General features: G+C 54.7%; 27 protein-coding genes and 1 tRNA gene. 20 read left to right on the forward strand and 8 right to left on the reverse strand.

Annotation, left to right across the window (positions count from 1 at the left end):
- Positions 1–52 precede the first annotated feature (52 nt).
- The 7 genes from bchM to H6G13_RS14145 all read left to right on the forward strand — a co-directional run bounded on the left by bchM (position 53) and on the right by H6G13_RS14145 (position 5533).
- Complete coding sequence (gene bchM, locus H6G13_RS14115) at positions 53–736, forward strand: magnesium protoporphyrin IX methyltransferase (RefSeq protein ID WP_190483870.1); 684 nt, start codon at positions 53–55, stop codon at positions 734–736.
- An 83-nt stretch (positions 737–819) separates the two neighbouring features.
- Complete coding sequence (locus H6G13_RS14120; protein ID WP_190483871.1) at positions 820–1242, forward strand: hypothetical protein; 423 nt, start codon at positions 820–822, stop codon at positions 1240–1242.
- Positions 1243–1315: 73 nt separating this feature from the next.
- Positions 1316–1693: a DUF423 domain-containing protein gene (locus tag H6G13_RS14125; protein ID WP_199305914.1), complete on the forward strand. Its 378-nt coding sequence runs from the start codon at positions 1316–1318 to the stop codon at positions 1691–1693.
- 80 nt (positions 1694–1773) lie between these two features.
- Entirely contained in the window at positions 1774–2607 is an 834-nt protein-coding gene (gene egtC, locus H6G13_RS14130; protein WP_190483873.1) for an ergothioneine biosynthesis protein EgtC, read from the forward strand.
- Complete coding sequence (locus H6G13_RS14135; RefSeq protein ID WP_199305906.1) at positions 2537–3892, forward strand: SUMF1/EgtB/PvdO family nonheme iron enzyme; 1356 nt, start codon at positions 2537–2539, stop codon at positions 3890–3892. Before egtC ends, H6G13_RS14135 begins: the two co-directional genes overlap by 71 nt.
- 197 nt (positions 3893–4089) lie before the next feature.
- Positions 4090–5052: an L-histidine N(alpha)-methyltransferase gene (gene egtD, locus H6G13_RS14140; protein ID WP_347277485.1), complete on the forward strand. Its 963-nt coding sequence runs from the start codon at positions 4090–4092 to the stop codon at positions 5050–5052.
- A 292-nt stretch (positions 5053–5344) separates the two neighbouring features.
- Positions 5345–5533, forward strand: a complete 189-nt coding sequence (locus H6G13_RS14145; RefSeq protein WP_190483875.1) for a hypothetical protein — start codon at positions 5345–5347, stop codon at positions 5531–5533.
- 266 nt (positions 5534–5799) lie between these two features.
- Here the strand turns inward: H6G13_RS14145 and H6G13_RS14150 are convergent, their stop codons facing one another.
- Together H6G13_RS14150 and H6G13_RS14155 are read right to left on the reverse strand one after the other, a co-directional pair.
- The gene (locus H6G13_RS14150) at positions 5800–6651 is read right to left on the reverse strand and encodes a dienelactone hydrolase family protein (protein ID WP_190483876.1); all 852 of its coding nucleotides are present in this window, start codon (positions 6649–6651) and stop codon (positions 5800–5802) included.
- 125 nt (positions 6652–6776) lie between these two features.
- A complete protein-coding gene (locus H6G13_RS14155) occupies positions 6777–7499 on the reverse strand; it encodes a transporter substrate-binding domain-containing protein (protein ID WP_242028319.1) in 723 nt (240 codons plus the stop codon).
- A 311-nt stretch (positions 7500–7810) separates the two neighbouring features.
- On the opposite strand from H6G13_RS14155, the gene H6G13_RS14160 reads away from it, so the two are divergent.
- Positions 7811–8719, forward strand: coding sequence for a phytanoyl-CoA dioxygenase family protein (locus H6G13_RS14160; protein ID WP_190483877.1), 909 nt, complete (start codon positions 7811–7813; stop codon positions 8717–8719).
- Here H6G13_RS14160 and H6G13_RS14165 read toward each other — a convergent pair.
- On the reverse strand, positions 8716–9315 hold the full coding sequence (locus H6G13_RS14165) for a thioredoxin family protein (protein ID WP_190483878.1): 600 nt from the start codon (positions 9313–9315) through the stop codon (positions 8716–8718). The two genes, H6G13_RS14160 and H6G13_RS14165, sit on opposite strands and share 4 nt — an antisense overlap.
- Positions 9316–9416: 101 nt before the next feature.
- Here H6G13_RS14165 and H6G13_RS14170 point away from each other — a divergent pair, with 101 nt between their 5' ends.
- Together H6G13_RS14170 and H6G13_RS14175 are read left to right on the forward strand one after the other, a co-directional pair.
- Positions 9417–9821 (forward strand): NIL domain-containing protein, encoded by a 405-nt coding sequence (locus H6G13_RS14170; RefSeq protein ID WP_190483879.1) that lies wholly within the window; start codon positions 9417–9419, stop codon positions 9819–9821.
- Between the two features lie 53 nt (positions 9822–9874).
- Positions 9875–10321, forward strand: a complete 447-nt coding sequence (locus H6G13_RS14175) for a hypothetical protein (protein WP_190483880.1) — start codon at positions 9875–9877, stop codon at positions 10319–10321.
- 147 nt (positions 10322–10468) lie between these two features.
- Here the strand turns inward: H6G13_RS14175 and H6G13_RS14180 are convergent, their stop codons facing one another.
- The gene (locus H6G13_RS14180) at positions 10469–11392 is read right to left on the reverse strand and encodes an alpha/beta fold hydrolase (RefSeq protein WP_190483881.1); all 924 of its coding nucleotides are present in this window, start codon (positions 11390–11392) and stop codon (positions 10469–10471) included.
- A 377-nt stretch (positions 11393–11769) separates the two neighbouring features.
- Here H6G13_RS14180 and prfC point away from each other — a divergent pair, with 377 nt between their 5' ends.
- From prfC to H6G13_RS14210, 6 genes are all read left to right on the forward strand, one after another.
- Positions 11770–13410, forward strand: a complete 1641-nt coding sequence (prfC, locus tag H6G13_RS14185; protein WP_190483882.1) for a peptide chain release factor 3 — start codon at positions 11770–11772, stop codon at positions 13408–13410.
- A gap of 325 nt (positions 13411–13735) precedes the next feature.
- Positions 13736–14908: a 5-(carboxyamino)imidazole ribonucleotide synthase gene (locus H6G13_RS14190; protein WP_190483883.1), complete on the forward strand. Its 1173-nt coding sequence runs from the start codon at positions 13736–13738 to the stop codon at positions 14906–14908.
- A gap of 11 nt (positions 14909–14919) precedes the next feature.
- Entirely contained in the window at positions 14920–15423 is a 504-nt protein-coding gene (gene uraD, locus H6G13_RS14195; RefSeq protein ID WP_190483884.1) for a 2-oxo-4-hydroxy-4-carboxy-5-ureidoimidazoline decarboxylase, read from the forward strand.
- Positions 15424–15751: 328 nt separating this feature from the next.
- Positions 15752–16399, forward strand: a complete 648-nt coding sequence (locus tag H6G13_RS14200) for a response regulator transcription factor (protein WP_190483885.1) — start codon at positions 15752–15754, stop codon at positions 16397–16399.
- A gap of 177 nt (positions 16400–16576) precedes the next feature.
- Positions 16577–16649, forward strand: a tRNA-Thr gene (locus H6G13_RS14205).
- A 384-nt stretch (positions 16650–17033) separates the two neighbouring features.
- Positions 17034–17561: a hypothetical protein gene (locus H6G13_RS14210; protein ID WP_190483886.1), complete on the forward strand. Its 528-nt coding sequence runs from the start codon at positions 17034–17036 to the stop codon at positions 17559–17561.
- Between the two features lie 126 nt (positions 17562–17687).
- Here H6G13_RS14210 and H6G13_RS14215 read toward each other — a convergent pair whose 3' ends face one another.
- The 3 genes from H6G13_RS14215 to rppA all read right to left on the reverse strand — a co-directional run bounded on the left by H6G13_RS14215 (position 17688) and on the right by rppA (position 19983).
- Positions 17688–17870, reverse strand: coding sequence for a hypothetical protein (locus tag H6G13_RS14215; RefSeq protein WP_190483887.1), 183 nt, complete (start codon positions 17868–17870; stop codon positions 17688–17690).
- Between the two features lie 124 nt (positions 17871–17994).
- Positions 17995–19287, reverse strand: coding sequence for an ATP-binding protein (locus H6G13_RS29480; RefSeq protein WP_190483888.1), 1293 nt, complete (start codon positions 19285–19287; stop codon positions 17995–17997).
- A gap of 15 nt (positions 19288–19302) precedes the next feature.
- Complete coding sequence (rppA, locus tag H6G13_RS14225) at positions 19303–19983, reverse strand: two-component system response regulator RppA (protein ID WP_190483889.1); 681 nt, start codon at positions 19981–19983, stop codon at positions 19303–19305.
- Positions 19984–20282: 299 nt separating this feature from the next.
- On the opposite strand from rppA, the gene H6G13_RS14230 reads away from it, so the two are divergent.
- Together H6G13_RS14230 and H6G13_RS14235 are read left to right on the forward strand one after the other, a co-directional pair.
- On the forward strand, positions 20283–20660 hold the full coding sequence (locus H6G13_RS14230) for a hypothetical protein (RefSeq protein WP_199305907.1): 378 nt from the start codon (positions 20283–20285) through the stop codon (positions 20658–20660).
- Positions 20661–20921: 261 nt separating this feature from the next.
- The gene (locus tag H6G13_RS14235; RefSeq protein ID WP_190483891.1) at positions 20922–21110 is read left to right on the forward strand and encodes a hypothetical protein; all 189 of its coding nucleotides are present in this window, start codon (positions 20922–20924) and stop codon (positions 21108–21110) included.
- A 59-nt stretch (positions 21111–21169) separates the two neighbouring features.
- Here the strand turns inward: H6G13_RS14235 and H6G13_RS14240 are convergent, their stop codons facing one another.
- Entirely contained in the window at positions 21170–21619 is a 450-nt protein-coding gene (locus H6G13_RS14240; RefSeq protein ID WP_190483892.1) for a DUF4278 domain-containing protein, read from the reverse strand.
- A 174-nt stretch (positions 21620–21793) separates the two neighbouring features.
- Between H6G13_RS14240 and H6G13_RS14245 the strand changes: the two genes are divergently transcribed.
- Together H6G13_RS14245 and H6G13_RS14250 are read left to right on the forward strand one after the other, a co-directional pair.
- Positions 21794–23065, forward strand: coding sequence for an alpha/beta fold hydrolase (locus H6G13_RS14245; RefSeq protein WP_242028320.1), 1272 nt, complete (start codon positions 21794–21796; stop codon positions 23063–23065).
- Positions 23066–23381: 316 nt separating this feature from the next.
- Entirely contained in the window at positions 23382–24482 is a 1101-nt protein-coding gene (locus H6G13_RS14250) for a DUF362 domain-containing protein (RefSeq protein WP_190483893.1), read from the forward strand.
- The last annotated feature ends 132 nt before the right edge of the window (positions 24483–24614 follow it).

Here is a 24614-nt window from a genome sequence, read left to right on the forward strand (position 1 = left end):
GCCAACTACAAAACCTTGGGCAAATTCCAGCAGAGTGAGATTAGGCGAAGGCATGAACTCAGTTGATGATAAAACCGTTGTTCGCGAGTACTTCAATGCCAAGGGGTTCGACCGCTGGCGGCGAATTTATGGCGATGGCGAGGTTAACAAGGTTCAGCTTGATATTCGCACTGGACACCAAAAAACCGTTGACACCCTGATGTCTTGGTTGAGGGCAGACGGCAACTTAAACGGCTTGACTCTCTGCGATGCTGGCTGTGGTGTGGGTAGCCTCTCTATTCCCCTGGCGGCTGAGGGTGCAAAGGTCTACGCTAGCGATATCTCTGAAAAAATGGTGGGCGAGGCCCGAGAGCGGGCTGAAGCCGAGCTAAGTGCAGACCAAGTGCCGGCCTTTGAGGTGAAGGATTTGGAAGACCTCAGCGGGCGCTATCACACGGTAGTTTGCCTGGATGTGCTGATTCACTATCCTCAAGATAAGGCGGCGGCAATGGTGGCTCACCTCAGTTCTCTGGCTGAGTCGCGCCTGATTCTCAGCTTTGCGCCGAAGACTCTCTACTACAGCGCGTTGAAAAAGGTGGGCGATTTTTTCCCCGGCCCTAGTAAAGCAACCCGCGCTTACCTGCACCGTGAGGCGGATGTGGTAAAGGCGCTAGAGGCCAACGGCTGGCGAATTGAGCGCCGGGCGATGAACAAAACTCAGTTCTATTTCTCCCGATTGCTAGAAGCCGTTCGTTGATGGTTCATCCTTTGCAAAGTTAGCCTTGATTGAGTCTGCGATCGGTTAATTTTGGAAGGTGAAGGAACGTCTGAAGGGGTCTTATGAAATGGTTCCTATGGGCGACATCTGTGGGATTGGCCTCTTTGGGCGGGCTGCTCTTGCTGCTGTCTCTAACGCTGGTATCCAATCCTCAGGCCAATCAAAGCGATAGAGATGGGTCGCTGGCGCTGTTTGTTTTTGCGGTGCCGCCGTTGGTCGGCGGTACTGGGCTGGCTTGGGGTCTTTACTTTCACCAGCGCAATGCTGAGCGGCTACGCCAACAGGCAGAGGCAGAGCAATTGCAGAAGCTGTTTTATGACCTAGTGCAGCGGCAGCAGGGGCGCTTGACCGTGCTGCAGTTCGCAGCGGCGGCTAGCCTCTCTGGAACCGCTGCTAAGCAATACTTGGATGAGCGGGCCAAGGAGTTTGGGGCCGACTTTACTTCAGAGGCCGCTGGTGAAATCACCTATCACTTCCCGGGTTAAGGCGCTCTGCTTCAGGCTGCCCTAGGTTATCCTGGCACTTAAGCTGTAAGCCGAGAGGGGCATAGCTATGGCTTTGTTTCGAGTATTTCTTGCGATCGCATCTCTCCTAGGCGGCCTAGGCGTTGCCGCTGGAGCCTTTGCCTCCCATGCCTTACGCGATCAGCTTACAGAGAGAATGCTGGCCGTTTTTGAGACTGGGGTGCGCTATCAGATGTACCACGCGCTGGCCCTGGGTGGTGTGGCGCTGCTGTTGGCGCGATCTGAGGTGGGCAGCGGCTGGCTCACGGCAGCGGGATGGGCGTTTATTGCCGGGGTGATGATTTTCTCGGGCAGCCTGTATGCACTGAGCCTATCGAGCGTGAAATGGCTGGGCGCAGTTACGCCGCTGGGTGGGGTAGCGCTGATAGCGGGGTGGGGTTGCCTTGCGATCGCAGCGCTGGTTGGTAAATAGCAGCCCTGCAGACAGCTTGCCGCTTGAGAACGCGATACAACCCAATAAAGCTTAAAGACAAGCCGCCCCAAGGATTGCCCATGTGTCGTTTACTGGCCTATCTCGGTCCCCCTATTCAGCTAGATAAAATCTTGTTCGAGCCATCCCATTCGCTGATCGCCCAGAGCTATCAGCCGCGTGAGATGGAGGTTGCCCTGCTCAATGCCGACGGCTTTGGCCTGAGCTGGTACCACGCCACCCAACAGACCGAGCCTTTTATCTACCGCAACACTCAGCCCATTTGGAATGACATCAACCTGCCCCAAATCTGCCGCTATGTTGAGTCTGGCTGTGTTTTGGCCCACGTTCGCAGCGCTACGCCTGGGCTGGCTGTGGACCTGCACAACTGCCAGCCCTTTCGAGACGGGGCGTTGACCTTCATTCACAACGGCTTTATCGAAAATTTCCGCTACACCCTGTATCGGTCTATTCGAGAACGGCTTTGCGATCGCGCCTACCACGTCATTCACGGCCTGACAGATTCAGAACACATCTTTGCCCTGCTGCTCCACGAACTCGAAACTCACCCCGATCTCTCCCTGGCCCAGGGGCTAGCAAAAACGCTGCAGATTCTGGCAGCGCTAGCCCAACGGCAGCGGGTACGAGTCGCCGCCAATATCATTTTGAGTGACGGCCAACAGCTGATTGCGGCTCGTTTTGACACGGCTGGGGCCGATCCCTCTTTGTACTGGTTGCAAGACCACCCCTCGTTTCCTGGTGCCGTGTTAATTGCCTCAGAACCGCTGTTTGAAGCCAATTGGGTGACCTGTCCGCCAGCCTCGCTTGTCCTCGTTGAGCCTACCTGTGAGATTCAAACCTATCCCCTCCCCTTTAGCGACCCAGACAGCTCCCTGGCAGTGCCGCTCGCTTCCTGAGCTGCGCCAGAGTCTGCAAACCCAGTACCAGACCTGTCGGGCCAGCACGTTGGCCCTGTCGGCAACGCTCACCGACGATGAGTACTACCGCCAGGCCCACCCAGACTTTAGCCCCATAGGCTGGCACCTGGGCCACATTGCCTTCACCGAGTCGCTGTGGATTTTAGAGCACCTGGCAGGCCAGACCGCTCCCTGCCCTCAGTACCGCCGCCTGTTTGCGGCCGATGGCCTGCCCAAGGCCGAGCGTGAGCACCTGCCGAGCCTGCCGGTGGTGCAAGAGTACCTCGCCGCTGTCCGGCAGCGGGTAGAAACCTATCTCAACAGCGCCCCTCTAGAGCAGCAGCAGCGGCTTTGGTGCTGGCTGCTGCAACATGAGAGCCAGCACGCAGAAACCATCAGCATGGTGCTGGCCCTGCATCGATTGGGAAAAAACCGCCTGCCTGCGACAGACGGCGCACTCCAGCCCAGATCAGCAGGGGAAAGCCCCGAAAGAGCTAGCTCTTTCAGTCTTGCCGCTAGTCCGATTGCTCCTGGCCCCAGTGTCTTTTTCCCAGCAACAAACTTCGCTATGGGGTATGACGGGTGCGATGCCATTGACAACGAACAGCCGATCCAGCAGGTTCAAGTCGATGCCTTCTGGCTCGACGCCTATCTCGTGACTGTGGCTGAGTACCGCCAGTTTATGCAGGCTGGTGGCTACGAAAATTCGACATGGTGGAGCCCTGAGGGCTGGGCCTGGCTGCAGGCCAATCCGGTGCGCCAGCCGCTCTACTGGTCTGAAGACTCTGCCTGTGAGGCTCACCCTGTTTGCGGCGTCAGCGGGTTTGAGGCCGATGCCTATGCCCGGTTTGTGGGCAAGCGGCTACCGACCGAAGCTGAGTGGGAACTGGCTGCTAGGAGCAAGCCCCAGAGCCTCGATCAATCTCTTTACCCTTGGGGCGAAGCCTGGCCCACTGCCCACCACTGCAACCACCATCTGCAAATAGGCGGCACCAGCCCCGTCGGCGCTTACCCTGCAGGCAGCAGTGCCGCAGGCTGCTACGACCTTTTGGGCAACGTATGGGAGTGGACCAGCTCCTGGTTTGAGGGCTACAGCGGCTTCTCCGCCTTTCCCTACCGGGGTTATTCTGAGGCGTATTTTGATCGGCAGCATCGGGTGTTGCGGGGCGGCAGTTGGGCGACTTTTCCCTGGGCGCTGCGAGGCTCTTTTCGCAACTGGTATCAGCCTGAGGTACGGCAAGTCTTTGCCGGGTTTCGCTGTGCTCAGTCAGAAGTTACGAGTTAGGCATATATGGGTAACGAAATCTGTTTTTCTACTACTAAAAGCAAATTCTCGGCAGAACTCAGAATCTAGTGGCAGAATACCAACGAACGGTGTCCTAAGTTGATCTGCGGCTAAAACTCATGACTTCGATGAATCTTTCTCCCAATGGCGAGCCTACGCTAATGCAGTCTTTGGCTCCGGCGCTGCGGCGCGATCGCATGATCATCGAGTATCTGACTGTGGCCCAGGCGGCTGAGGCGGGTCAAGACGTCATCTCAGGGCTGAGCCAAACTCCTAAATCTTTACCCCCTAAGTATTTCTATGACGATCGAGGCTCGTTGCTGTTTGAGCAAATCACGCAGCTGCCAGAGTACTACCTAACGCGAACCGAAACCGCAATTCTAGAGCGGTCGGCAGATGCGATCGCAACCCTAACCGGCCCCTGCGAACTGGTGGAACTGGGCAGCGGCAGCGCCACTAAAACCCGGCTCTTACTCAATGCCTACCGGCACCAAGGCTGCCCTCTGCGCTACCTGCCAGTAGACGTCAGCGGCGGCATCTTAGAAGAAAGTGCCCGCCAACTCCTGGCTGCCTATCCCGGTCTCTCCGTGCATGGCCTAGTGGGCACCTATGAACCTGCTTTGGCTCAGCTTCCCTCTTCAATTTTGCCTGCTCGCATGATTGCCTTTATCGGCAGTACCTTAGGCAACTTGACCCCCGCCGAGTGCGATCAGTTTTTGCAGCAAATCAGCCAGGCCATGACCGGGGGAGACTACTTTTTACTAGGGGTTGACCTGCAAAAAGACCCCGCCATTTTAGAAGCGGCTTACAACGACAGCCAGGGCATTACTGCTGACTTCAACCTCAACATGCTGCACCACTTGAACTGGCGCTTTCAGGGTGATTTTCAGCCCGACCAATTTAAGCACCAGGCCTTTTACAACCCCACCCATCACCAGATTGAAATCTACATCGAGAGCTTAGTCCCTCAGACAGTTAGGCTGCAGGCCCTCGACCTAACAGTGCAGTTTGCCGCTGGAGAGGCCCTCTTGAGCGAGATCTCCCGTAAGTTTGATCTAAACCAGATGACTGAAACTCTAAAAGCCTACGAGTTCGATGTGGTCAGAACCTTTACAGACCCACAGGCTTGGTTTGGTCTGTTGCTCTGCGTCAAGCGATAAATTCCCTGCTGAGTGATTCCATCTCCCTTGGAAATACTAGAACCAGACTTCTCATAAAGGGTCCTGCAAAAGTTGGGAAAGCAACTTAAAAGTTCACCGAAATCCGTCTAAATAGGGAGGCTAAATTCTAATCTAGTCTTTCTGTTAAACAGCAATCCCAAGCCTCAGCTTCTTTTGCAAAGGAATGTTGCTAAAGAGGGGTCAAAGTTCAAGTATTTCTAAGCTTAATAGGCACTATGGGGGAATTAAATCTAAGATGGAATCAAAGAGCCCTGATACGGGAAGGACACTTATGGATAGGACTCTGTTACCCCTATTGCTTCTGAGCCTAGTGCTGATTGGTATGGTTGCTCCTTATGCAGTCTTGACCTTTCTGGGCATTGTTGGCCTGTCTGTGGCCACAATTTGGGTGTTTTGGGCCTTCCTTCAGGGTTTTGGACGCAGTCAGCCAGAAGCTCAGCCCCAGCGCATTTGGGACTAGGTTTAGCCGAGCTATCCGTATTTGCTTTGACAGCTGCGCCTGGCAGTTCTAATTTATTTTTCACCTATTTTTGAATCGAACAGAAAAGCCAGAACGCTACTAATAGGGTTTCGGCTTTTCTTATTGATGTCAAACTTAATTAGCTGCTAAGTAAGTGGCCTTAAGTTTCCGTAGAATGCCTTGGCATAACGCGTAAAAGTCTTGCGAGTGATGCGTTACAGCTGCGCCTAAGACACCCTACAGCATTGTTTATTGGTGCTGCCTACTTAAGCAACGCCATTTTGCTCGAACCAGCTGAGGAGTTGCTGCCAGGCTTCCTGAGCGGTTTCTTCGCGGTAGCTGGGCCGGTAGTCGGCATAGAAACCATGGGGCGCGTCTGGGTAGACGATGATTTCAGAAGCGCTGTCTTCGCCTAGAGCCTCATGCATACGCTCTACGGTACTGAGTGGAATACCATCATCTGCGCCGCCGTAGAGACCCAGCACTGGGGTCTCTATCAGGCTCGCGACCTCTATCGGGTACTGGGGCTGAAGCGGCGTGGTGTCGCCTACTAGGCGACCGTACCAGGCAACTCCGGCCTTGAGCTGTGGGCTGTGGGCCGCATAGAGCCAAACAACTCGCCCGCCCCAGCAAAACCCGGTGATGCCCAAGCGCTCGGTATCGCCCCCTTGACCGCTAGCCCAGAGCACGGTCGCGTCTAGGTCAGAGAGCACCTGGGTATCGGGCACCTTGGAAACAACTTCTTGAATGATGGTTTGGATGTCTTCAATTTGAGACACGTCTCCTTGGCGGGCAAACATTTCAGGGGCAATTGCCATGTAGCCCTGGCGCGCAAATCGGCGGCAGATATCCTGAATGTGCTCATGAACGCCGAAGATTTCTTGAACCACCAGAACGACTGGAAAAGGCCCGGTGCCTGCTGGCATGGCCCGATAGGCTGGAATCAGCCCGTCTGCCACCGGAATTTCTACAGGACCTGCAACTAGCCCGTCACTGCTGGTGGAGATGGTGGCGGCGGCAATGGGCAGCGTCGCCGCTGCAAATCCGGCTCCAAGGGTAGCGATTAAAAAGCTTCGCCGCTTCAATCGGCTTAAGGGCTGGAAAAAACCTTCAGACATGGAGTGTAGACAGTGAGTAACGACAGGCAGCCAAACAGAGCCATAGTCTCATTTTGTGAGGATATGGGCTTCATCCTTGCGAAGGATTTGAAGGAGGCTGGGTGCTCGGACTTCTGTTTGAAAGCCTAGAAAGGAAAGGGTTTGTAGGGAATCCACTGAGCCCACAGCTTGGCTAACACGCCTTCTACGATGAGCGTGTTAAGGGTGTGATTGAGGGCTTCTAGCAGTTCTCGATTGCCGGGCAGCACACCAATACCAAAGGGATGGTGGGTGGAAATTTGAAAGGCCACGCGCAGGGTGGGGTCGTCGGCTTCGGCTGCTAACAGCACTAGAGCATCGTCTACTAGGGCATCGATTTTGCCTTCTCGTAGCGCATGCAGCATTTCTGGCAGCACCTGGTCACTGCCTGGAAAGGGAATCAGCTCCAGTTCTGGAAACTGATCGGCTAGGGCGACATTGGTGCTGTCTGCTAATCCGCCTAGGCGCTTGCCTTTGAGATCGCTGGCCTCTTGAATGGGGCTATCTTCTCGCACCAAGACCGCTTCATCGAAGCGCCCGTAGGGCCGGGTGAAGTCGGCCCAGGCCCGACGTTCTTGGGTGATGGCCTGGTTAAACCAAACGACGTCATACTCCCCGCTGCTGAGGGCTGAGTAGAAATCTTGCATGGGCAGGTTAAACCACAGCGGTTCTAGGCCCAGCATTTCACAAACGGCTCTCGCGACAGCGGGCTCGTACCCTAGCCGCTGCCCTTCCTGGAGGTAGCTCATGGGCCGGGCATCGAAATCGCTGGCGATAATTGAGAGCTGACCGGGGCGAACAGTCGTGAAGTCCATAGTCAGTTGACCCATCCTGAGAGGCTCTGAAGAAAGACGCGAGGGGGCTGGGAACCGGGTTTAAGGCCGTGATGCCGTAGCAGGGACAATTACCCTAATAAAACAGCATTGTTGGCCTGGTTACCCGTCAATTTTACAGAGATGTCACCAAACCTTCGTTTTTGCTTGAAGGTGAGTTTCGCTAGAGGCATAAGGAGAGTAAAGGCTAGCACTCTCTGATGGGCAACAGAAGTGATCGCATACTACCGCAAGCCGTAGTGAAACACACAATTTCCGGTCTCTAGGCTTGTTATAACAGGCTGGCGGGATTGTTGAGGGAGCCATGTATGGGACGGCAGCTTAAGATTACCGCTGAGCAGATTGCTCAGTTCCAGCAAGACGGTTATTTGGTAATCGATCATCTGGTTAGGCCTGATCTGGTCGAACGGCTGCGCGATCGCATTGAACCTCTGTTTTACGGCCAGTTTGAAACCGGCATTTACCCCGATGAGTGGTACTGGCGACCTGGTCTCAGCCTGCCCGATGTAACCCGCGAGATCTGTAATGGCTGGAAGTGCGATCGCACCCTCGCCAGCGTGGCCCTATCCTCCACCATTGGTTACATTACCGCTACCCTCTCTGGCTGGCCCGGGGCTCGCATTGGCCAAGACAGTGTCTGGTGGAAGCCCCCTGGCGGCAAAGCTGTAGCCCTGCATCAAGATGGCACCTACATCAACTACATCGAGCCGCCGGAGATGGCCACCTGCTGGATCGCCCTGGAAGACGTAACGGCTGATATCGGGACGATTGAGTATGCAGTTGGTTCTCATACTTGGCCGCTGTTTACTCATGAAATCGGTGAGTTTCATGCGCCCGAGCGCGACTACCAGGCGGCCATGAAATCGGCAGCGGCGGCGGCAGGCGTTGCTCAGCCCAAAGTGGTCAAGATTGAAATGCCTGCGGGCAGCTGCGTAGTCCACCACGGCAACACCTGGCACGGCTCTGGCCCCAACCTGACCTCCGATCGGCCCCGCCGCAGCCTAGGCGTCCACACCCTCAGTTCAGCAGCAAGCTTCCGGCCTGATGTCCCGGCAGGCTACATCTATGGCCGCTACAAACGGGTTGGAGACACCACGATGGATGAGTCTTTCTTTCCCATTCTGTGGACCCAGAACGGCTACCGCACCCCGTTTTTACAGGAATACTGCGGTGACGCCTTAGCTCTAGAAGCTCTGCCGCAGACGGTCGCAGTTTAATTAACGACTTGCGCTCCGTGACTGCGCGGGTCACTGCTGCCTCCGGTGCGGGCCACAGGCTCTTTCATCGTAGAACTGCGGCTAAAGGTCTGCTGATGGGGCAGTGGGGCGTGAGCCATCAGGGCATCGAGGTTTTCGGCCATGATGAGCCGGGGCTGCTCGCCAATGGCGGTTGAGAGGGGTTCTCCAGCCTCATCTAGGTAGACAAAATGGGGAATGCCGTCTACCCGGTAGCGCAGCATTTCGGGCAGCCACTTGTTGTTGTCTACGTTGAGCATGACAAAATTGACCCGATCGCCATACTCGCTCTTAAGACTAGCCATGTCCCCGGCCATTGCCTGACAGGTGGTGCACCAATTGGCGTAGAACTCTAAAAACGTAGGCCTGCCATTGGTAAGCGCCGTTTCCAGCGGTACTGCTTCCTCAGCCATTGCCGAGAGAGAAGCAGTCGGAGTCTGCGTTTGTATCCCCAGGAAAATGGCGACGGTCAGTGCGATCGCAGCCAGGGCAACGACCAGATTTCGTACCTGTTGGCCTGTCGATCTGGCGGCGGTTGGGGGAACAGCAGATGAGGTTGGTAGCGGATTCTCAGGCATAGCGTGACAATGGAAGTCAGATGAGGACTGAAGCGGTCAACAGAAGAGGTTTTGTCGGTTGTCTGCTTCTAGTCTAACGGAACCTATTTCCGGATGCGGCCATGAAAAAACGGGTCAAGCTGACCTTTCCCAAGCGCTCAGTTCACATGCCGATCACCTATCGGCTGGCTAAGGACTTCAACGTAGCTGCCAATATCATTCGTGCTCAGGTAGCTCCCAACCAGGTCGGCAAGCTAGTGGTGGAACTGTCGGGAGATATCGACCAGCTCAATGATGCGATTGACTGGCTAGAGATTCAGGGCATTAAAGTCTCTCTGGCTAGCCGAGAGATTTTGATCGATGAAGATGTCTGTGTTCACTGCGGCCTGTGCACTGGAGTGTGCCCGACAACAGCGCTCAGTCTTGACCCGCAAACGTTTCAGCTCACCTTTAATCGCTCCCGCTGCATTTTGTGTGAGCAGTGCATTCCCACCTGTCCGGTGCAGGCGATCTCGACTAATCTGTAGGGAGTCAAGCAGGGAAGTCTAATCAGGTGAACCCACGGCCGGAGCCACAGGTAATGCGTAGTCCCTGGATATCCTGGATTCTCTTGATGCTGGTCTACCTCACCTTTGGCCGGTTTCTCCAGTCTGCCGCACTGCTCCACGCGCTCTATCCCTGGATCATGAGTGGGGCATTTGCGATCGCACAGGCCGCCATCCTCACCCTGCTCTGGAAACCTGCACAAAAAATTCTGCTGCTGGGCTTTCAGTCCGATCTGGGGCACATCATCATGGTGCTGCTGCTAGCCTCGCTAGCGGTCGCGGCGGTCGTCCAGTTCCAGGTGTTTTCCTACCTAGCTGTGCTGGTAGCAGCTTCTCTACTGGCCCGGGTTGAAACGCTGCTAACCGGCATGGGCAACACACCAGCCTTTCTCGTTCTGTCCTTTTTTCCGCTGCTGGGGTTGGCTTTGAGTTGGATGGTGATCTACCTGTCTGGTATGGTTGCTCCCGCAGCAGGGCTGTAAACCCAAGACAATCCGAAAACCGGCACAGCTTCAGACCCGGCTTTGTAAATCTACGGGATGCTAAGGATACAAGCGTTTAACTGTTTTTTTTCCTGCGCCCCTGCGGTGCAGGAATTTTTTTTGTAGCTAGGAAATTTGCTCAATTCCTCACTGCAGGGCGGCAGACTTAGCATCACAATGGCGAGCTACCCAGTCTTGCAAGATTGGGTTGACCAGTTCGGGAGCCTCATCTTGGGGGCAGTGACCGATGCCCTCCAGCACGATAAAATCTTCAACGGCTGGAAACTCCGCCAGAGCTCGACCCAGCTCAACCGGCTCCCAAGGATCGTCTGCCCCCCAAAGAATCAGCACTGGGCAGGTGATGGCGGGCAGCAGATCTTCGGCCAAAGGCCCCTGAGAGTAGCGAACAAAGGCCAAAAACACGTCTGCTGCCCCAGTCTGTAGAGCAGGCTCTAGCAGGTGATTGACTAGTTCTTCGGTAACCGCTTCGGCCCGCCGATAAGCCTGTCCCAGCAGCTTACGAATCACTTGGGGACGGGCAATGCGAGAGAAGAAAAAGCGACCAAAGGGCCGATAGCCCAGCAATTGCTGCAGCAGCGGCGCGGTGGAACGGCGATACCAGGGCAGCGCCATCCGCTTGCGGTCGTGGAGCAGCCGCAGCGAACAGTCGAGCATGGCAATTCCCTGCACCCACTCCGGAGCCATAACCGTCGCCTGCAGCGCCACAATACAGCCGATGGAGTTACCCACTAAAAAGACGGGCTCTCCCACCACTTCTCGGCAAAAGGCAATAATTTGCTCACCCCAAGTTTCAAAGGTGTAGGCAATAGGGTCATTGGGGGCTGGCTTGGCAGAGAGGCCAAAGCCAATGAGATCAAGGGCGTAGACCCGGTTGGTCTGGGCCAGTACCGGCAGATTTCTGAGCCAGTGATTGCTAGAAGCGCCAAAGCCGTGGATGCAGAGGATCGGCGCTCCCGTTTGGCCTGCCTGCTGGTAGCGAATGGGAAAACCCTGCCAGCTCCAGGTCTGTAGGGGAAGAATCGGTGAGGTGGCCGATGTTGTACCAGTCATTGAGGTGAAAGGGGTGATATGGGTAGCTGATACCTGTAAGCATAAAGTAACCCAGCTATCCTCGCAGGCAAGGAGATGTAGCCTGCCTGTAGCGTGGCTTAAACCGAGCACAACCTGGAAGTTCATGAGTTGAGGAGACCGAGCGCGCCTGAACGACCTCTCTAATTACGGCCAAATTCGAGGCGGCGCAAGCCCCTAGCAAATTTAGATTTGGCCCTGGACTCGCCTAGCCTGAGGCTCAAGTGCAGGGCTCAGATCCGCTCTTTGCTAGAGCAGGCTCAATAACAGCCGGGCTGTCCTGTCAAAAGCAGCCTGCGGATCCTACAATTTAAGGAGGCTCGGCAGGTTCTAGGCGTAAGGTTTTACTTTTTTAGCGAATGGTTGATTCAGCAGTTACAGTTTCGTCCGAAGACATTAGCAAAGCGGTGGAGCAGCGGCGCAACTTCGCCATCATCTCCCACCCAGACGCTGGTAAGACGACCTTGACCGAGAAGCTGCTGCTGTACGGTGGGGCCATTCACGAAGCGGGCGCGGTCAAAGCTCGCCGAGCTCAGCGCCACGCCACTTCCGACTGGATGGAGCTAGAGCAGCAGCGGGGTATCTCTATTACCTCAACGGTGCTGCAGTTTGAGTACGACGGCTATACCATTAACCTGCTCGATACCCCCGGCCACCAAGACTTTAGTGAAGATACCTACCGCACCTTGGCCGCCGCAGACAATGCGGTCATGCTAGAAGATGCGGCCAAAGGCCTAGAACCGCAAACGCGCAAGCTGTTTGAAGTTTGCCGCATGCGATCGATGCCCATCTTCACCTTCTTCAACAAGATGGATCGTCCGGCTCGCGAGCCTTTGGAGCTGCTAGACGAGATTGAAAAAGAGCTGGGGCTGCAGACCTACGCTGTAAACTGGCCGATTGGCATGGGCGATCGCTTCAAAGGCGTTTTTGATCGCCGCACCCGCAAGATTCACCTGTTTGAGCGGATGGCCCACGGCAGCCGTGAAGCCAAAACGACCATCGTAGACCTAGGCGACCCTCGGATTGAGGAGTTGCTAGAGCAAGACCTTTACTACCAGTTCAAAGAAGAAATCGAAGTCATCGAAGAAATTGGGCCTGAGCTCGATCTAGAACTGGTGCATGCGGGGATGATGACGCCGGTTTTCTTCGGCAGCGCCATGACCAACTTTGGCGTAGAGCTTTTTCTAGAAGCCTTCCTTGACTACGCTCTCAAGCCTGCGGGTCACACTAGCAGCATCGGAGAAATACCTCCCACCAAAGAAGACTTCACTGGCTTTGTGTTTAAGCTTCAGGCCAATATGGACCCCAAGCACCGCGACCGGATTGCGTTCGTGCGGGTCTGCTCGGGCAAGTTTGAAAAAGACATGGTGGTGAACCATGCGCGCCTCGGTAAGGCTGTGCGCCTGTCACATCCGCAAAAGCTTTTTGGTCAGGGCCGTGAGTCTCTCAGCGAAGCCTATCCCGGCGACGTGATCGGCCTTAATAACCCCGGTGTCTTTGCCATTGGGGATACGGTCTACCAGGGCCAGCGGCTGGAGTATGAAGGCATTCCCTGCTTCTCGCCAGAGCTGTTTGCCTATCTCAGAAATCCCAACCCCTCCAAGTACAAGCAGTTTCAGAAAGGCGTTTTAGAACTGCGTGAGGAAGGCGCTGTCCAGATCATGTTCTCAACTGATGAGTCGAAGCGAGACCCCATTGTGGCGGCGGTCGGCCAGCTTCAGTTTGAAGTGGTGCAGTTTCGCCTGCAAAATGAGTACAACGTGGAGACGCGGTTAGAGGCACTGCCCTTCTCGGTAGCCCGCTGGGTAGATGGCGGCTGGGAAGCCTTAGGGAAAGTCGATCGGCTGTTTAATACTGCCACGGTAAAGGATAGCTGGGGCCGCCCCGTGCTGCTGTTTCGCAATGAGTGGAACTGTCAGCAGATCGGGATGGACCACCCCGAACTCAAGCTCAGCAAAACAGCTCCGGTGGTATCTGGCAAACAACCAGAAGACCTCTAGCTCTCAAGCCGCTTAACCGTAGCGGATGTGACTGAACGCCTTGTATAAGCTGTAATATGCTGGCACAAAAGCATTCCTTGTCAAGAAATGCAAGCTCAACCTAGGAAAAGGTTGCTCTTTGTGGTTGACTCCTACCCTAATTAGGAGATACCCTTGTCAAATACATTAATGCTTCGATAAATCAACAAGTTGAATCAAAAATTTAAATCCGCTGATAAACCCTCCGAACCTGGCTAGCCACGCCGGGTTTTTTTTGGCCGTTTGAGTCTGTCTAATCCTGGTACGGGCTGCGATATGGTGAGAGGGTGTCTATGGAGAAACCGCTATGGTGCAGCCTCGTCTTGTGAAACGAGTCGGGGTCGTAGGAGGAGGGCAGTTGGCCTGGATGATGGGGCCAGCAGCGCAAGCGTTAGGTCTGGATCTGGTGGTGCAAACGCCGCAGCAGAGTGATCCGGCGGTTGCGATCGCAACCCAGGCCATCCTCGCGCCCGTCACCGACCCTCAAGGAACAGCGGCCTTAGCACAGCAGTGCGACATCATTACCTTTGAAAACGAGTTTGTTGATTTGCCTGCTCTGCAGGCCCTAGCGGCTAAGGGCACAGTGTTTTACCCCCAGTTAAACGTGCTGGCACTGGTGCTAGACAAGTTTGATCAGCGCAGCTACTTCGATCGCATCGGCCTGCCCAATCCTCGCTTCGTCTCCCTTAACTCCGAGGCCGATCTACCTGATCTAGCGACTTTTGCCGCTGCCGTTGGCTTCCCCCTGGTGCTAAAAACCCGGCGATTGGGCTACGACGGCTACGGCACTTTCATTCTCAAGACCTTAGACGATCTCCAAGCCACCTGGCAGCGCCTCGACTACCCCCCCGTCCTAATCGAGGAATTTGTGCCCTTTACCCATGAATTGGCCGTTATGGTGGCCCGTTCTGAAGCCGGTGAAGTTGCCATTTATCCCACAGTCGAAACCCAACAGGTCAACCAGGTCTGTCGCCGCGTCTTTGCTCCCGCTGCAGTTTCTCCTGACGTAGAAGCTCAGGTGCAGCGCATTGCCCGCACCCTAGTTGACCAACTCCAGGCGGTAGGCATTATCGGCATTGAGTTTTTTTTGACCCCAGAGGGCAAAGTGTTAATCAACGAAATTGCCCCCCGCACCCACAATTCCGGCCACTACACCCTAGATGCCTGCGCTACCTCTCAGTTTGAGCAGCAGCTACGAGCTGTTAGCGGGCTGCCCTTGGGGCCAGTTTCCCTCACCTGTCCTCGGGCAGTCATGGTCAATCTTCTCGGATTTGAGTCTGCCAGCAGCGATTACGCCGATCAGCGAAAAGCTCTCAGCCATCTACCCCATAGTCACGTCTACTGGTACGGTAAAACCCAATCCCGTTCGGGGCGCAAGCTGGGCCATGTCACCGTCTGCTTAGAGCTAGGAGAAGACCCAGCAGCCGTCGTTCAATCAGTTGAAGCGCTCTGGTACCCCAATCCCGCTATAAAGTGTTAGATTCCACCCTGATGACCTACTCTCTCGCGGCCCTGAATCAAATGGATCAGGCGACCTTCACGGCAACTCTGGCCGCAGTGTTTGAAGATACCCCTGCGATCGCAGCTCAAACCTGGCATCACCGCCCATTCTCCAGCCTAAAGTCGCTGCATCAGGCCATGTCCGAGATCGTTCAGGCCCAATCTCTAGCCGATCAGCTCGCTTTGCTGCGGGCCCATCCCGATTTGGGCGGCCGGGTGCAAATGGCAGATGCCTCAGTTCAAGAGCAGGCTAGCGTTGGGCTTAATCAGCTCACTGCCGAGGAGTATGAGCAGTTTCTCAGCCTCAACCAGCGCTACCGGGAGAAGTTTAAGTTCCCATTTATCATGGCAGTTGCGGGTCAGACTCAAGCGAGCATTCTCAAAGCCTTTGCTCAAAGACTTGAAAATTCTGAAACTGAAGAAATTCAGCAGGCTCTACAGGAGGTCAGTAAAATTGCCTGGTTTCGCTTAAACGCCTGGATCAAAGAATCTTAGAGGGCCATTAAACTCAGCAATTACTCGGCTTTTGTGTGAGAAGTTTCAGTAATTTCTGGGAACGCTATCAGTGGATGTAGCATCTATCTTCTGCCTTTGAAAGAAACCTCCAAATCAAGAACCATCAATAATTACAGACGCATGAGCGTAAAGTATTGTCATTGATGAATTCCTGGTTAAACGATTTGCTAGAGTTTTAGCAGCCGTCGTAGGAAAGTTAACAGGATGGGGTGGTCATTTAGGTCCTGCACACAAAACCCTTTTTAAGACCCTCAGGTTCAGGACGGATCAATTGCTGACATTTATAGACCAAAAACAGTGTCGAAGCATGAAGGATTCCAGTACAGGCGAGCAGAAGCAGCTCCTACTGATTGATGATGATCCCAACTTAATTCTCCTGGTCAAAGATTACCTGGAGTTTCGGGGCTATAGAGTAGTAACTGCAGGCAATGGCCGTGAAGCCTTAGACGTGCTAGAAGCGTTGCTCCCGGACATGATCATCTGTGACGTGATGATGCCGGAAATGGATGGCTATACCTTCGTTCAGCAGGTGCGTGAAAAACCTGAAACCGAATGGATTCCCATCCTGTTTCTCTCAGCCAAGGGACAGAGCCAAGACCGGGTCAAAGGACTCAATACTGGGGCTGATGTCTACATGGTCAAACCCTTTGAGCCCGAAGAACTCGTAGCCCAAGTAGAGTCTTCCCTCAAGCAGGCGTCTCGGCTGATCAAGCAGCAGACCAAGTCAGGCAGCAGCACCTCCGCGATCCAAGTTGCCTTTGATGTCGAGCTAACCCCGACTGAACTGAGAGTGGTGCAGTTTGTAGCTCGCGGGATGGCCAACCGAGAGATTGCCGATGAACTTCAGGTCAGCCAGCGCACAATCGAAAGCCACGTTAGCAATATGCTCGGCAAAACCGGACTGCACAACCGCACCGAACTTGCTCGCTGGGCCCTTGAAAATAACAAAGCCTAGCGCTAACCTGGCATAAAAAGCCCGAAATCTGCCCTACCCAACAAGATGTGTTTCCTGCATCCCCATGAGAGGAGCCACACTTCTTCTGCTTCTACCCCGCGCCCTCGGCTCCTAACCCCCTTGAGGTTAGATTTTCCCACGAGTGCCTCAACAACCCTGATATACTGAGCAAAGTATGCTGGTGTAGCTCAGCTGGTAGAGCAGCTGATTTGTAATCAGCCGGTCGCAGGTTCGAATCCTGTCACCAGCTTCGTCAAAAACCGCCTCTGGCAAGAACTTCCGGTATATTGCATATGCCGGAATGTTTTGTAATATGGCAGAACAAGACTCTAAATCTAGGGAAGTTTTGCGGAAATAGGGAAGTGCGAGGGCAAAGCTTACTCTTGAAGCGTTCGTTGAACGCTTCAAGAGTGAAAAAGTTGGTGCAGCTATCTGGCAGAAGGGCAATCTAGGGCCTTCAGGATAAAGCTGGCAGACCTGGCTCCTGAGAAGAGTACAGCGTAGTATTCGGAAAGCCTGCTCATGGGCTCTAGAATGCCCTGCTATCAGCTGCATGGCGGGCTTTTGAGGCTGTGCAAAGTCTTTTCTGCTATCAGTGATAGACTAGCCTCGCATAAACGCTCTAGGTCTAGTGATGAAAAATTTGATTACTCAGACTCAGATTATCTGTTTGGGAATAGGGGTTGTGCTGGCTGTTGGCTGCACGCCTCCACAGTCTTCAACCCAACCGGATGCAGGCACCCCGCCCCCAATTTCTGGTGAAAGTACCCCGGCTCCCCCGATGTCTGGTGAAGGTGCAGCTGGTCTTGAGCTTGTCGAGGAGTCTAGCCCAGCGGGCGGAACAATGGCCAAAGTCTATCTGCCTGGACCAGAGACGGCAGTTATCGTGGAATGCGAACAGGAAGGTTTTACGCCCTTCTTTTTCATTGATGTGGGAGAGTACTGGGTGGGCTGTCAGAGCGAGGTAAATGCCTCGGTTGGCCCAGAAGTTGACCAGCCCATTGGTTTGCAGGAAGTGTCCAGCCCAGCAGGAGGAATGGTGCAAAAGCTCTCTATTCCTGGCCCCCAACTATCAGCAGCAGTGGGCTGTGAGCAGGATGGTTTTGTACCTTTTCTCTATGACGATGAAGGGGCGACTTGGGTAGGCTGCCAAGCTCAGTAATTCCTAGCGGGTTAAGCTACTGGGGCTGCGATGGCTCTTGGAGTTGGTCTTTGACTGTCGCACCCTCTCCACCCATCGGTGGTTGGATGGCGGTGCGATCGCAACCCAACCCCTAACCCTATGAACCTACTCTTCAGCGGCCAAGAAGGGTTCTGTCTCATCTACGACGGGATCATTCTCTCGGTTGAGCAAGGGCTGCTGATCGGTGGCTGCGCTAGCGACAAGCTCCCTTTGGGCTTCGATTGCAGCTTCTTCTGGAGTTTGCAATGGAGAGTTTGTCTCTGTTGGTTGTGGATTCGCTTCAGGCATTGGTTCCCCCGGAGTTACTATCGGTAGCTTAGACAGCTATGCCCTGGCGTTCCACTGTCGATCGATTGAGATGCGAGGAGAGAGACTGACAGGGTTGCAGTACGAGTGTGCTCCTACAGCCTGATTAAAGCAGCTCTGAATAGTGAGGTTTGAGCGGCAGCTCAACCTGAAAGGTTGATCCTTTACTGACGGTGCTGGCTACCCGAATCTGGCCGCCGTGGGCCTTCACCATTTGCTGCGCGATGGCTAGACCCAAGCCAAACCCGCCGCTTTCAAGGGTTCGTTGGGTATCGACCCGGTAAAAACGATCAAAAATGTGGGGTAAATCTGCCTCCGGAATGCCGATGCCTGTGTCTACTACCTGGATGATGGCCCAGTTGATGTGCCCCACCAAGCGCAAGTGAATCACGCCGTGGGCAGGGGTATATTTGCAGGCATTGGCGAGCAAATTTTCCAGGGCCTGCAGCAGCAGATCGGGGTCTGCCTGCACTTCAATCGGAAGTTTAGAGAGTTCGTAGGTGAGAGTGAGATTTTGCTCGGCGGCGAGTTTGGTAAACTGGGCTGCCAAGTCTTTTAGCAGCACATTGAGGTTGACCAGCTTGAGAGATTCTGGGGCCAAGCGACCCTGATGACGAGCTAGCAGCAGTAAGTTGTTGACCAGAGCGCTCATAGACTTGGCGCTGTCTACAATATTTCGCAGCGACTCGTGGGATGGCTCGTCTTCTGGGGTGGAGAGCAGGCCAACCTGGGCATTGGTGAGAATCGCGGAAAGGGGCGATCGCAACTCGTGGGAGGCATCTGCCGTGAACCGCTGCAGCTGTTGATAGGCTTGCCGGATCGGCTGCATAGCGGCACCGCCCAGCAACCATCCAGTTAGGCCAATAAACCCCAATGCCACCGGCACCGCAAACGTCAGAACCAGGCGAAACTGAAAAAATCCGTCCTGCACCTCCGTTAAGGGAGCAGCAATCTGAAGATAGCCCAGAATCTCACTTCTACCCTTGATGGGTAGTGTTGCCTGACGTAGCCAGATCTCTTCTGCCGTCAGAGGATCAGCTAATTGAACCGTTAGAAAACCCGGCCCTACCGCCAGCCGCTCCGGCGGTGGAGCCCCAAAAAACCGCGTCACCTGCCCCTGAGCGGTGTACCAGCGAGCGTAGGCTAGCTCTTTGTCGAGGGGATGAGAGCCGCTACCCAGTAGCGGCACATGGTTGAGATCTACGTTACTCGGGGATTGCCGCAGGTCGTACTGCACACTGGCCGCCATGACACTGGCTTTGTCATACAGCAGCCGGTCAAGGCCCTTAAGCTTGTCCTGCACCTCAACGTAGTAGACAATTCCGGCGAAAACGACCAGAATGCTGCCCATTGAGAGGGTAAACCAACGGGCCAGGTTGCGACGACTGTGGTTAAACACGGGCCAACTTAAGCCTTAGGAGATCTCTGGGGGGCTGAGCCGATATCCCATACTGTAAATGGTTTCGATCCAGTCGGCGGCTCCCACGACCTGCAGTCGGCGGCGCAGCTTGCGCACAAGCACCGTCATGGCGTTGCTTTCTGGCTCTGCGCCCCACTCCCAAACGGCCTGCTCAATCTGGTTACGCGTTAGCACCTGCCGGGGGTGGCGCATGAAATACTCCAACAGCTGAAACTCTCGACCCGAGAGCGAAACCGCTGCGCCCTGGCGTTCTGCAATCAGCGTATCGAGGTGCAGCTGTAGGTCTTCTAAGCAAAGCATATCGCCTTGCCACAGCGGGGATCGCCGCCGCAGTGCCCTCACCCGCGCCATAAATTCTGGAATATCGATGGGCTTAACTAGATAATCGTCGGCCCCTGCATCGAGCCCCGATACTTTGTCGGCAGAGGTGTCTTTGGCTGTAATCATCAGGATGGGCGCTGATTTTCCAGCGGCCCGGTACTGGCTGCACAGGTTCAGCCCGCTCAAGCGAGGCAGCATCCAATCTACAATCAGCAGGTCATAATCTTTGTCTATCAGCAGCTTCTGAGCGGTTTCCCCGTCTTTCACACCGTCTACACCATGCCCTGCTTGGGTCAACACTGTTTTTAGGGGCATCAGCTGTTTAGGATCGTCTTCGACAAGCAAGATTCTCATACCACACGATTAATCCGAAACGCTATTCTCTAAAGCTGTTGATGGGTACTGCTATTGATGAGCACGTGCTATCTACGGGTGTGCGAGCCCTGCCATTTAAAGCTTAAGATTTGTCTTGGTAGCGGCATCTCCTCGGAGTATGATTTTTCAGAGGAAAGCCCTGTATTACAGTGGCGATGAAAGTTAAGGGGCGCTTCCCTCAGTAGGGGCTTCTAGGGCTGACCCTACTTCTACTTAGTTGAGCCCTACTGTGCAAAGACGGCATAGCCTGTGTGGCATAGGACTGTATTGTGTGGCGGGTGACTCGACGTTGGCTGCAGGCATCGGGGGCAGAGTTTTGGCTGCCGCTGCCGCTAGTTGCGATCGCATTTTGGTTTAGCAGCAGCTTTTTAGCAGCTCAAGAATTAAACCGGCCTCAGCCCACAGAAAATAAGCTAAAAGCTGATACCCAGCTAGAAATCATAGTATCAGTCAATATTCTGCTGATTAATGCAGTAGTTAATCGCAGCCAGGGCATAACGCATGTCAAAGTTGAAACTGCAGAACCCGTCCTCAAGCGCCTAGAGCTAGAGCTGCCGCTAACAGACATTGACCAAATCGAGGCAACCCTAGCCGAAGAACTGGGCATCGATCGCAGAGAAGTGCGGCAGTGGGTGCGTTATCAAATTTTGGACTAATGCTGCGCCCGCTGCAGTAGACGGTTAGCTCTGAGCCCCCGACTAGGATTTAGAGCTGAGCAGAGGCTCTACCCACGCCCCTCAAGTCAGTACCTTTCGAAACCAAACTGCAGCCAACCAGGATTTAGAGCTGAGCAAAGGCTCTATCCACCGATCACAAATTGCAAATAGGCTATGTTTACACCTACCCCAAAAGAGGGTTAGAGGAACCGATCTGGGCTCTCAAAATGGGTACAACCACTTTTGCTGGAGTTCAGAAACATGCGTATTGGTAGTTCTCACGTATATCGGCCCTCTGAAATAGTTCCCCTCAGCGGGAAATATGACGTTCTCACCACCTCTGGCAGCCGCACCGGAGAAACGGTTTACTGCGTCAAAGATGGTAGGTTTCCTGTTGTAGATCCACCCGCTTACGGTTTTCTGCTAACTCAACAAGATCCCCCTCGGTAGCTGGCGTGAGCTAACGACCAGCTGACTAATGACAAGGCAGCCTCACCACTGGGGAAGTTTCAGTCGGGCTTTTCCGGCACCTGGGGCTGTCTAACTTTGCACCCTCTATAGGTCATTTCACTGGCTGCATCTGGTTTACTAGAGGGAGCTGAGGTCGGCCGCTGCCAGCGCTGCCCTCGGTATTTGCCCTCAATCAGCTCTGCTTCACTAGCAGCATTTTGATCGGAGCAAGATGGGCTGTAGCGAATCCCCCGATACATTAGGGCTTCGCCATCGGGCTCAGGGGCATCTCCTTTGGAAGTTTTTTCTACGCTGAGTTGTGCAGTCTGCTCGATTATGGATAGGGTGCCTATAGCCTGGCTTTGCTGCGACAGCCGCTGCAGACTATACAGTGCCAAGAGCAGCCCTGTGAGCAAAATAGGCCAAGGCGTTTCCAATAACCCGACCAGCATTAGGCAAAGGGCTGCAAAAGCACCGACCGCAATCGCTAATAGGGTTAAGAGCACCATATACGTCAGCCTTCATCTTAGGAAGCAGCAATCATGGTTTTACGGTAGCGAACCTCGGAGCTATTTTCACGGGGCCTGTATGACGGCGTCTTGACATAGGGGGAGGCGGAGACGCAGGAAGGCGTGCGGGAAATCTTCAGTGAGAAAGCTGAAATTCTAAGCTGATCGGGGTCAATGCTTTTATCCTTGACAGGAAAAGCCGCTGCCAGCGTGTATTACGAAACGGCAACGCATCCTGCCTCGTACTGTAAGGAACTTCATGCCATGACGGGGACGTTAACCCAAGTGACCCCTACTGCAGCAGAACTGGACCAAGTCCAGCAGGCAATCGCTGCTCATGTTCGGACGATCGACGCCCATCCAAATCGCCGCGAGGGGGCCTATCCGTACTGTTTGTTTCATCCTCCTGGGCAGCCCATTCGCGGCACCGTGATGATTTTTCATGGCTTTAGCGCCAAACCTCATCAGATGTCGCGCTTGGCCAGCTATTTGTTTGACAACGGCTTCAACATTTACCAGTGCAACCTTGCCGGTCATGCCCTGGTCAATCCGGCTAAGAACTGGCCGCAGATTGACCTGAAGCCAGAATATGCTGAGCCGCTAAAGCAAAAAGTACGGCAAGATCCTGTACTCAGCCGCTCTATCAACAATTTCAAGACAAGCGCCGGCAGCGCTGAAAAACTCAACCGAATTCAGCAGCTGGCTCTGACTGCTCGCCTACTGGCGGTAGAGCCCCGGCTGTTAGATATCAAGCAGGCAATTGAGCGGCCCAACGATCCGGCCTTTGATCGCTACTTCACCTCATCTCACATGAACTATTTGGTCGAAGCGCGCGATCGCATGGCCGAACTCGCAGCCATGCCCGGCCCCATCTACACCATTGGGCTATCCACAGGCGGATCGGTTGCTCTCGGGCTAGCGGCCTCCGCGCCAGATCGAGTAAAGCGAGTTGTTGCCTATGCGCCCCTGCTCGAAGTCTATGGCGAGGAACGGCGACAGTACGTAGAACTCACAGGCCCCCTAGACATCGCCGAAATGGGATGGGACCCGGCCCTACAGTTTCCGGTTGGTTGCCTTACGGCAGCCGATCGATTTGGCGGCAGCTACGTCTGTAGCCGAACCTCTATTCAAACGCTCAAATCGATTCCCACGTTTCTGGTGCTCACCGAGAATGAAGATGCTGCCGATATCAAAACTAATCAGCGCTTCTTTCAAGACATCGGCGGCACCAACAACCGGCACCGTTACCACCTATACCGAGCCCAGGATATGGTGCCTCACCCGATGGTTGACCCCACCGAAGTAAGCCAGGGCATGAGTAACCAGTTCTGGAAAAGTCTGTACCAAGAGACCTTCCGATTTTTGACCCAGGGAGAGGTTAGCGCTGCCAATATGGCGAGCCTATCGCTAGCGGCTGATTTGCCAGCAGTGCCTGACGTTATTTAAGAGGGGCGTAGGGAGGATGGAGATGGGGAAGGTGCGGAGGTAGGGAACTCAAGCGCGAAATCCCTGCGTCTCTCCGTCTTCGCGTCTTCCGCCTCCCCACAGCAAACCTGACGCCCCCAAGGAATATTTCAGCGGCTGTTCAGGAAATTCTCATAGGAGATCGCCAAAATAGGAATAAGACAATCAGTACGGCTCATCGGCACTGCCCAACCCATCGGCCACAGAAGCCAGACACCCTAACAACCTTTCTCCTTCTGCCCTCTGTCTTTCCCCTTTTCCCAAAACTGCCGCAGTTCTACTAGAGACATTCAACCAAATGTCAGCCCAATCTCCCAAACAACCCTCACGCCGTAAATTGCTCAAGCGATTGGGCTGGTTTACGGGTGCGATCGCACTGCCTCCGACTTTGCGGGCTTTTGCGGTGCCGTCTCAGCCACCCGCTAATCTGAACCCCGCAATTCCCTCGATGCTGCCGCCAGAGTTAGCGTTGCCAATGCCACTGGCAGCGGCAGGGCTAAATCCGCATCGGGTGGTGCTGGTCAAGGCTACCGATCGGGCTACGGGGATACGCCGCGCGATTGAGCTGCTGCAGCCGCCTAGCTTCAGCGGCAAGCGAGTATTCATCAAGCCCAACTACAATACGGGCGATCCGGCTCCGGCGGCGACGGCTCCGGTGGTTTTGGAAACGCTGGTGCAGGAAATTCAGGGAGCAGGTGCAAGCCAGATTAGCGTGGGCGATCGCTCAGGTATGGCCGAAACTCGCAGCGCTATGCAGCGAATGCAGGTCTTTTCTCTCGCCGAGCGCTATGGCTTTAACAGCATTGTGTTTGATGAGTTGGGGCGCGAGGACTGGCAGTATTTCCCGGCGGAGGGCACTAACTGGTCGCGAGGATTTGCGATCGCACGTCCCGTCCTAGCTGCCGATGCCATTGTCAACGCCTGCTGTCTCAAGACTCACCGCTTTGGCGGCCACTTTACCCTGTCGCTCAAAAACACGATTGGCATGGTGGCTCGGCGCGTACCAGGAGATGGCCACGACTATATGAGAGAGCTACACCGCTCTGCCAACCAGCGGCTGATGATTGCCGAGGTCAACAAGGTCTATCGCCCTGCTCTGATTGTGATTGATGGCGTCGATGCTTTTGTAGGCGGCGGCCCTGAGCAGGGGCAGCGGGTGAGTCCGGGCGTGATTTTAGCCAGCACCGATCGCATTGCCATTGATGCGGTTGGCATCGCTATTTTGAGAATGTTGGGCACCACCCGCGAGGTTTCGAGCGGCTCTATTTGGAGTCAGGCCCAGATTCGTCGGGCGGCTGATTTGGGCTTGGGGGCCGCCAGCGCTGATCGAATTGAGCTAGTCACCGCCGACAGCGCCAGCGCTCAAATGGCTGATCAAGTACGCCCCTTTTTGAGCTGAGCTGGGTTTGCTCTTTTGCGATCGCACGGCAGTAGTTTCATGGAACGACAGGCAGCATAATCAGATCAAGCTAACCCTAAGCTTGGCTGTAGCTTGGAATTGTAGACAGATTCCTTCGCCTTCCCCATCGCT

The organism is Pseudanabaena sp. FACHB-2040 (assembly GCF_014696715.1).
Classification (GTDB): domain Bacteria; phylum Cyanobacteriota; class Cyanobacteriia; order Phormidesmidales; family Phormidesmidaceae; genus JACVSF01.

Coding starts and splice junctions, on each gene's coding strand:
- bchM (WP_190483870.1), top strand. CDS start 53: ATGAACTCAGTTGATGATAAAACCGTTGTTCGCGAGTACTTCAATGCC.
- H6G13_RS14120 (WP_190483871.1), top strand. CDS start 820: ATGAAATGGTTCCTATGGGCGACATCTGTGGGATTGGCCTCTTTGGGC.
- egtC (WP_190483873.1), top strand. CDS start 1,774: ATGTGTCGTTTACTGGCCTATCTCGGTCCCCCTATTCAGCTAGATAAA.
- egtD (WP_347277485.1), top strand. CDS start 4,090: ATGATCATCGAGTATCTGACTGTGGCCCAGGCGGCTGAGGCGGGTCAA.
- H6G13_RS14145 (WP_190483875.1), top strand. CDS start 5,345: ATGGATAGGACTCTGTTACCCCTATTGCTTCTGAGCCTAGTGCTGATT.
- H6G13_RS14150 (WP_190483876.1), bottom strand. CDS start 6,651: ATGTCTGAAGGTTTTTTCCAGCCCTTAAGCCGATTGAAGCGGCGAAGC.
- H6G13_RS14155 (WP_242028319.1), bottom strand. CDS start 7,499: ATGGGTCAACTGACTATGGACTTCACGACTGTTCGCCCCGGTCAGCTC.
- H6G13_RS14160 (WP_190483877.1), top strand. CDS start 7,811: ATGGGACGGCAGCTTAAGATTACCGCTGAGCAGATTGCTCAGTTCCAG.
- H6G13_RS14165 (WP_190483878.1), bottom strand. CDS start 9,315: ATGCCTGAGAATCCGCTACCAACCTCATCTGCTGTTCCCCCAACCGCC.
- H6G13_RS14170 (WP_190483879.1), top strand. CDS start 9,417: ATGAAAAAACGGGTCAAGCTGACCTTTCCCAAGCGCTCAGTTCACATG.
- H6G13_RS14175 (WP_190483880.1), top strand. CDS start 9,875: ATGCGTAGTCCCTGGATATCCTGGATTCTCTTGATGCTGGTCTACCTC.
- H6G13_RS14180 (WP_190483881.1), bottom strand. CDS start 11,392: ATGACTGGTACAACATCGGCCACCTCACCGATTCTTCCCCTACAGACC.
- prfC (WP_190483882.1), top strand. CDS start 11,770: ATGGTTGATTCAGCAGTTACAGTTTCGTCCGAAGACATTAGCAAAGCG.
- H6G13_RS14190 (WP_190483883.1), top strand. CDS start 13,736: ATGGTGCAGCCTCGTCTTGTGAAACGAGTCGGGGTCGTAGGAGGAGGG.
- uraD (WP_190483884.1), top strand. CDS start 14,920: ATGACCTACTCTCTCGCGGCCCTGAATCAAATGGATCAGGCGACCTTC.
- H6G13_RS14200 (WP_190483885.1), top strand. CDS start 15,752: ATGAAGGATTCCAGTACAGGCGAGCAGAAGCAGCTCCTACTGATTGAT.
- H6G13_RS14210 (WP_190483886.1), top strand. CDS start 17,034: ATGAAAAATTTGATTACTCAGACTCAGATTATCTGTTTGGGAATAGGG.
- H6G13_RS14215 (WP_190483887.1), bottom strand. CDS start 17,870: ATGCCTGAAGCGAATCCACAACCAACAGAGACAAACTCTCCATTGCAA.
- rppA (WP_190483889.1), bottom strand. CDS start 19,983: ATGAGAATCTTGCTTGTCGAAGACGATCCTAAACAGCTGATGCCCCTA.
- H6G13_RS14235 (WP_190483891.1), top strand. CDS start 20,922: ATGCGTATTGGTAGTTCTCACGTATATCGGCCCTCTGAAATAGTTCCC.
- H6G13_RS14240 (WP_190483892.1), bottom strand. CDS start 21,619: ATGGTGCTCTTAACCCTATTAGCGATTGCGGTCGGTGCTTTTGCAGCC.
- H6G13_RS14245 (WP_242028320.1), top strand. CDS start 21,794: ATGCTTTTATCCTTGACAGGAAAAGCCGCTGCCAGCGTGTATTACGAA.
- H6G13_RS14250 (WP_190483893.1), top strand. CDS start 23,382: ATGTCAGCCCAATCTCCCAAACAACCCTCACGCCGTAAATTGCTCAAG.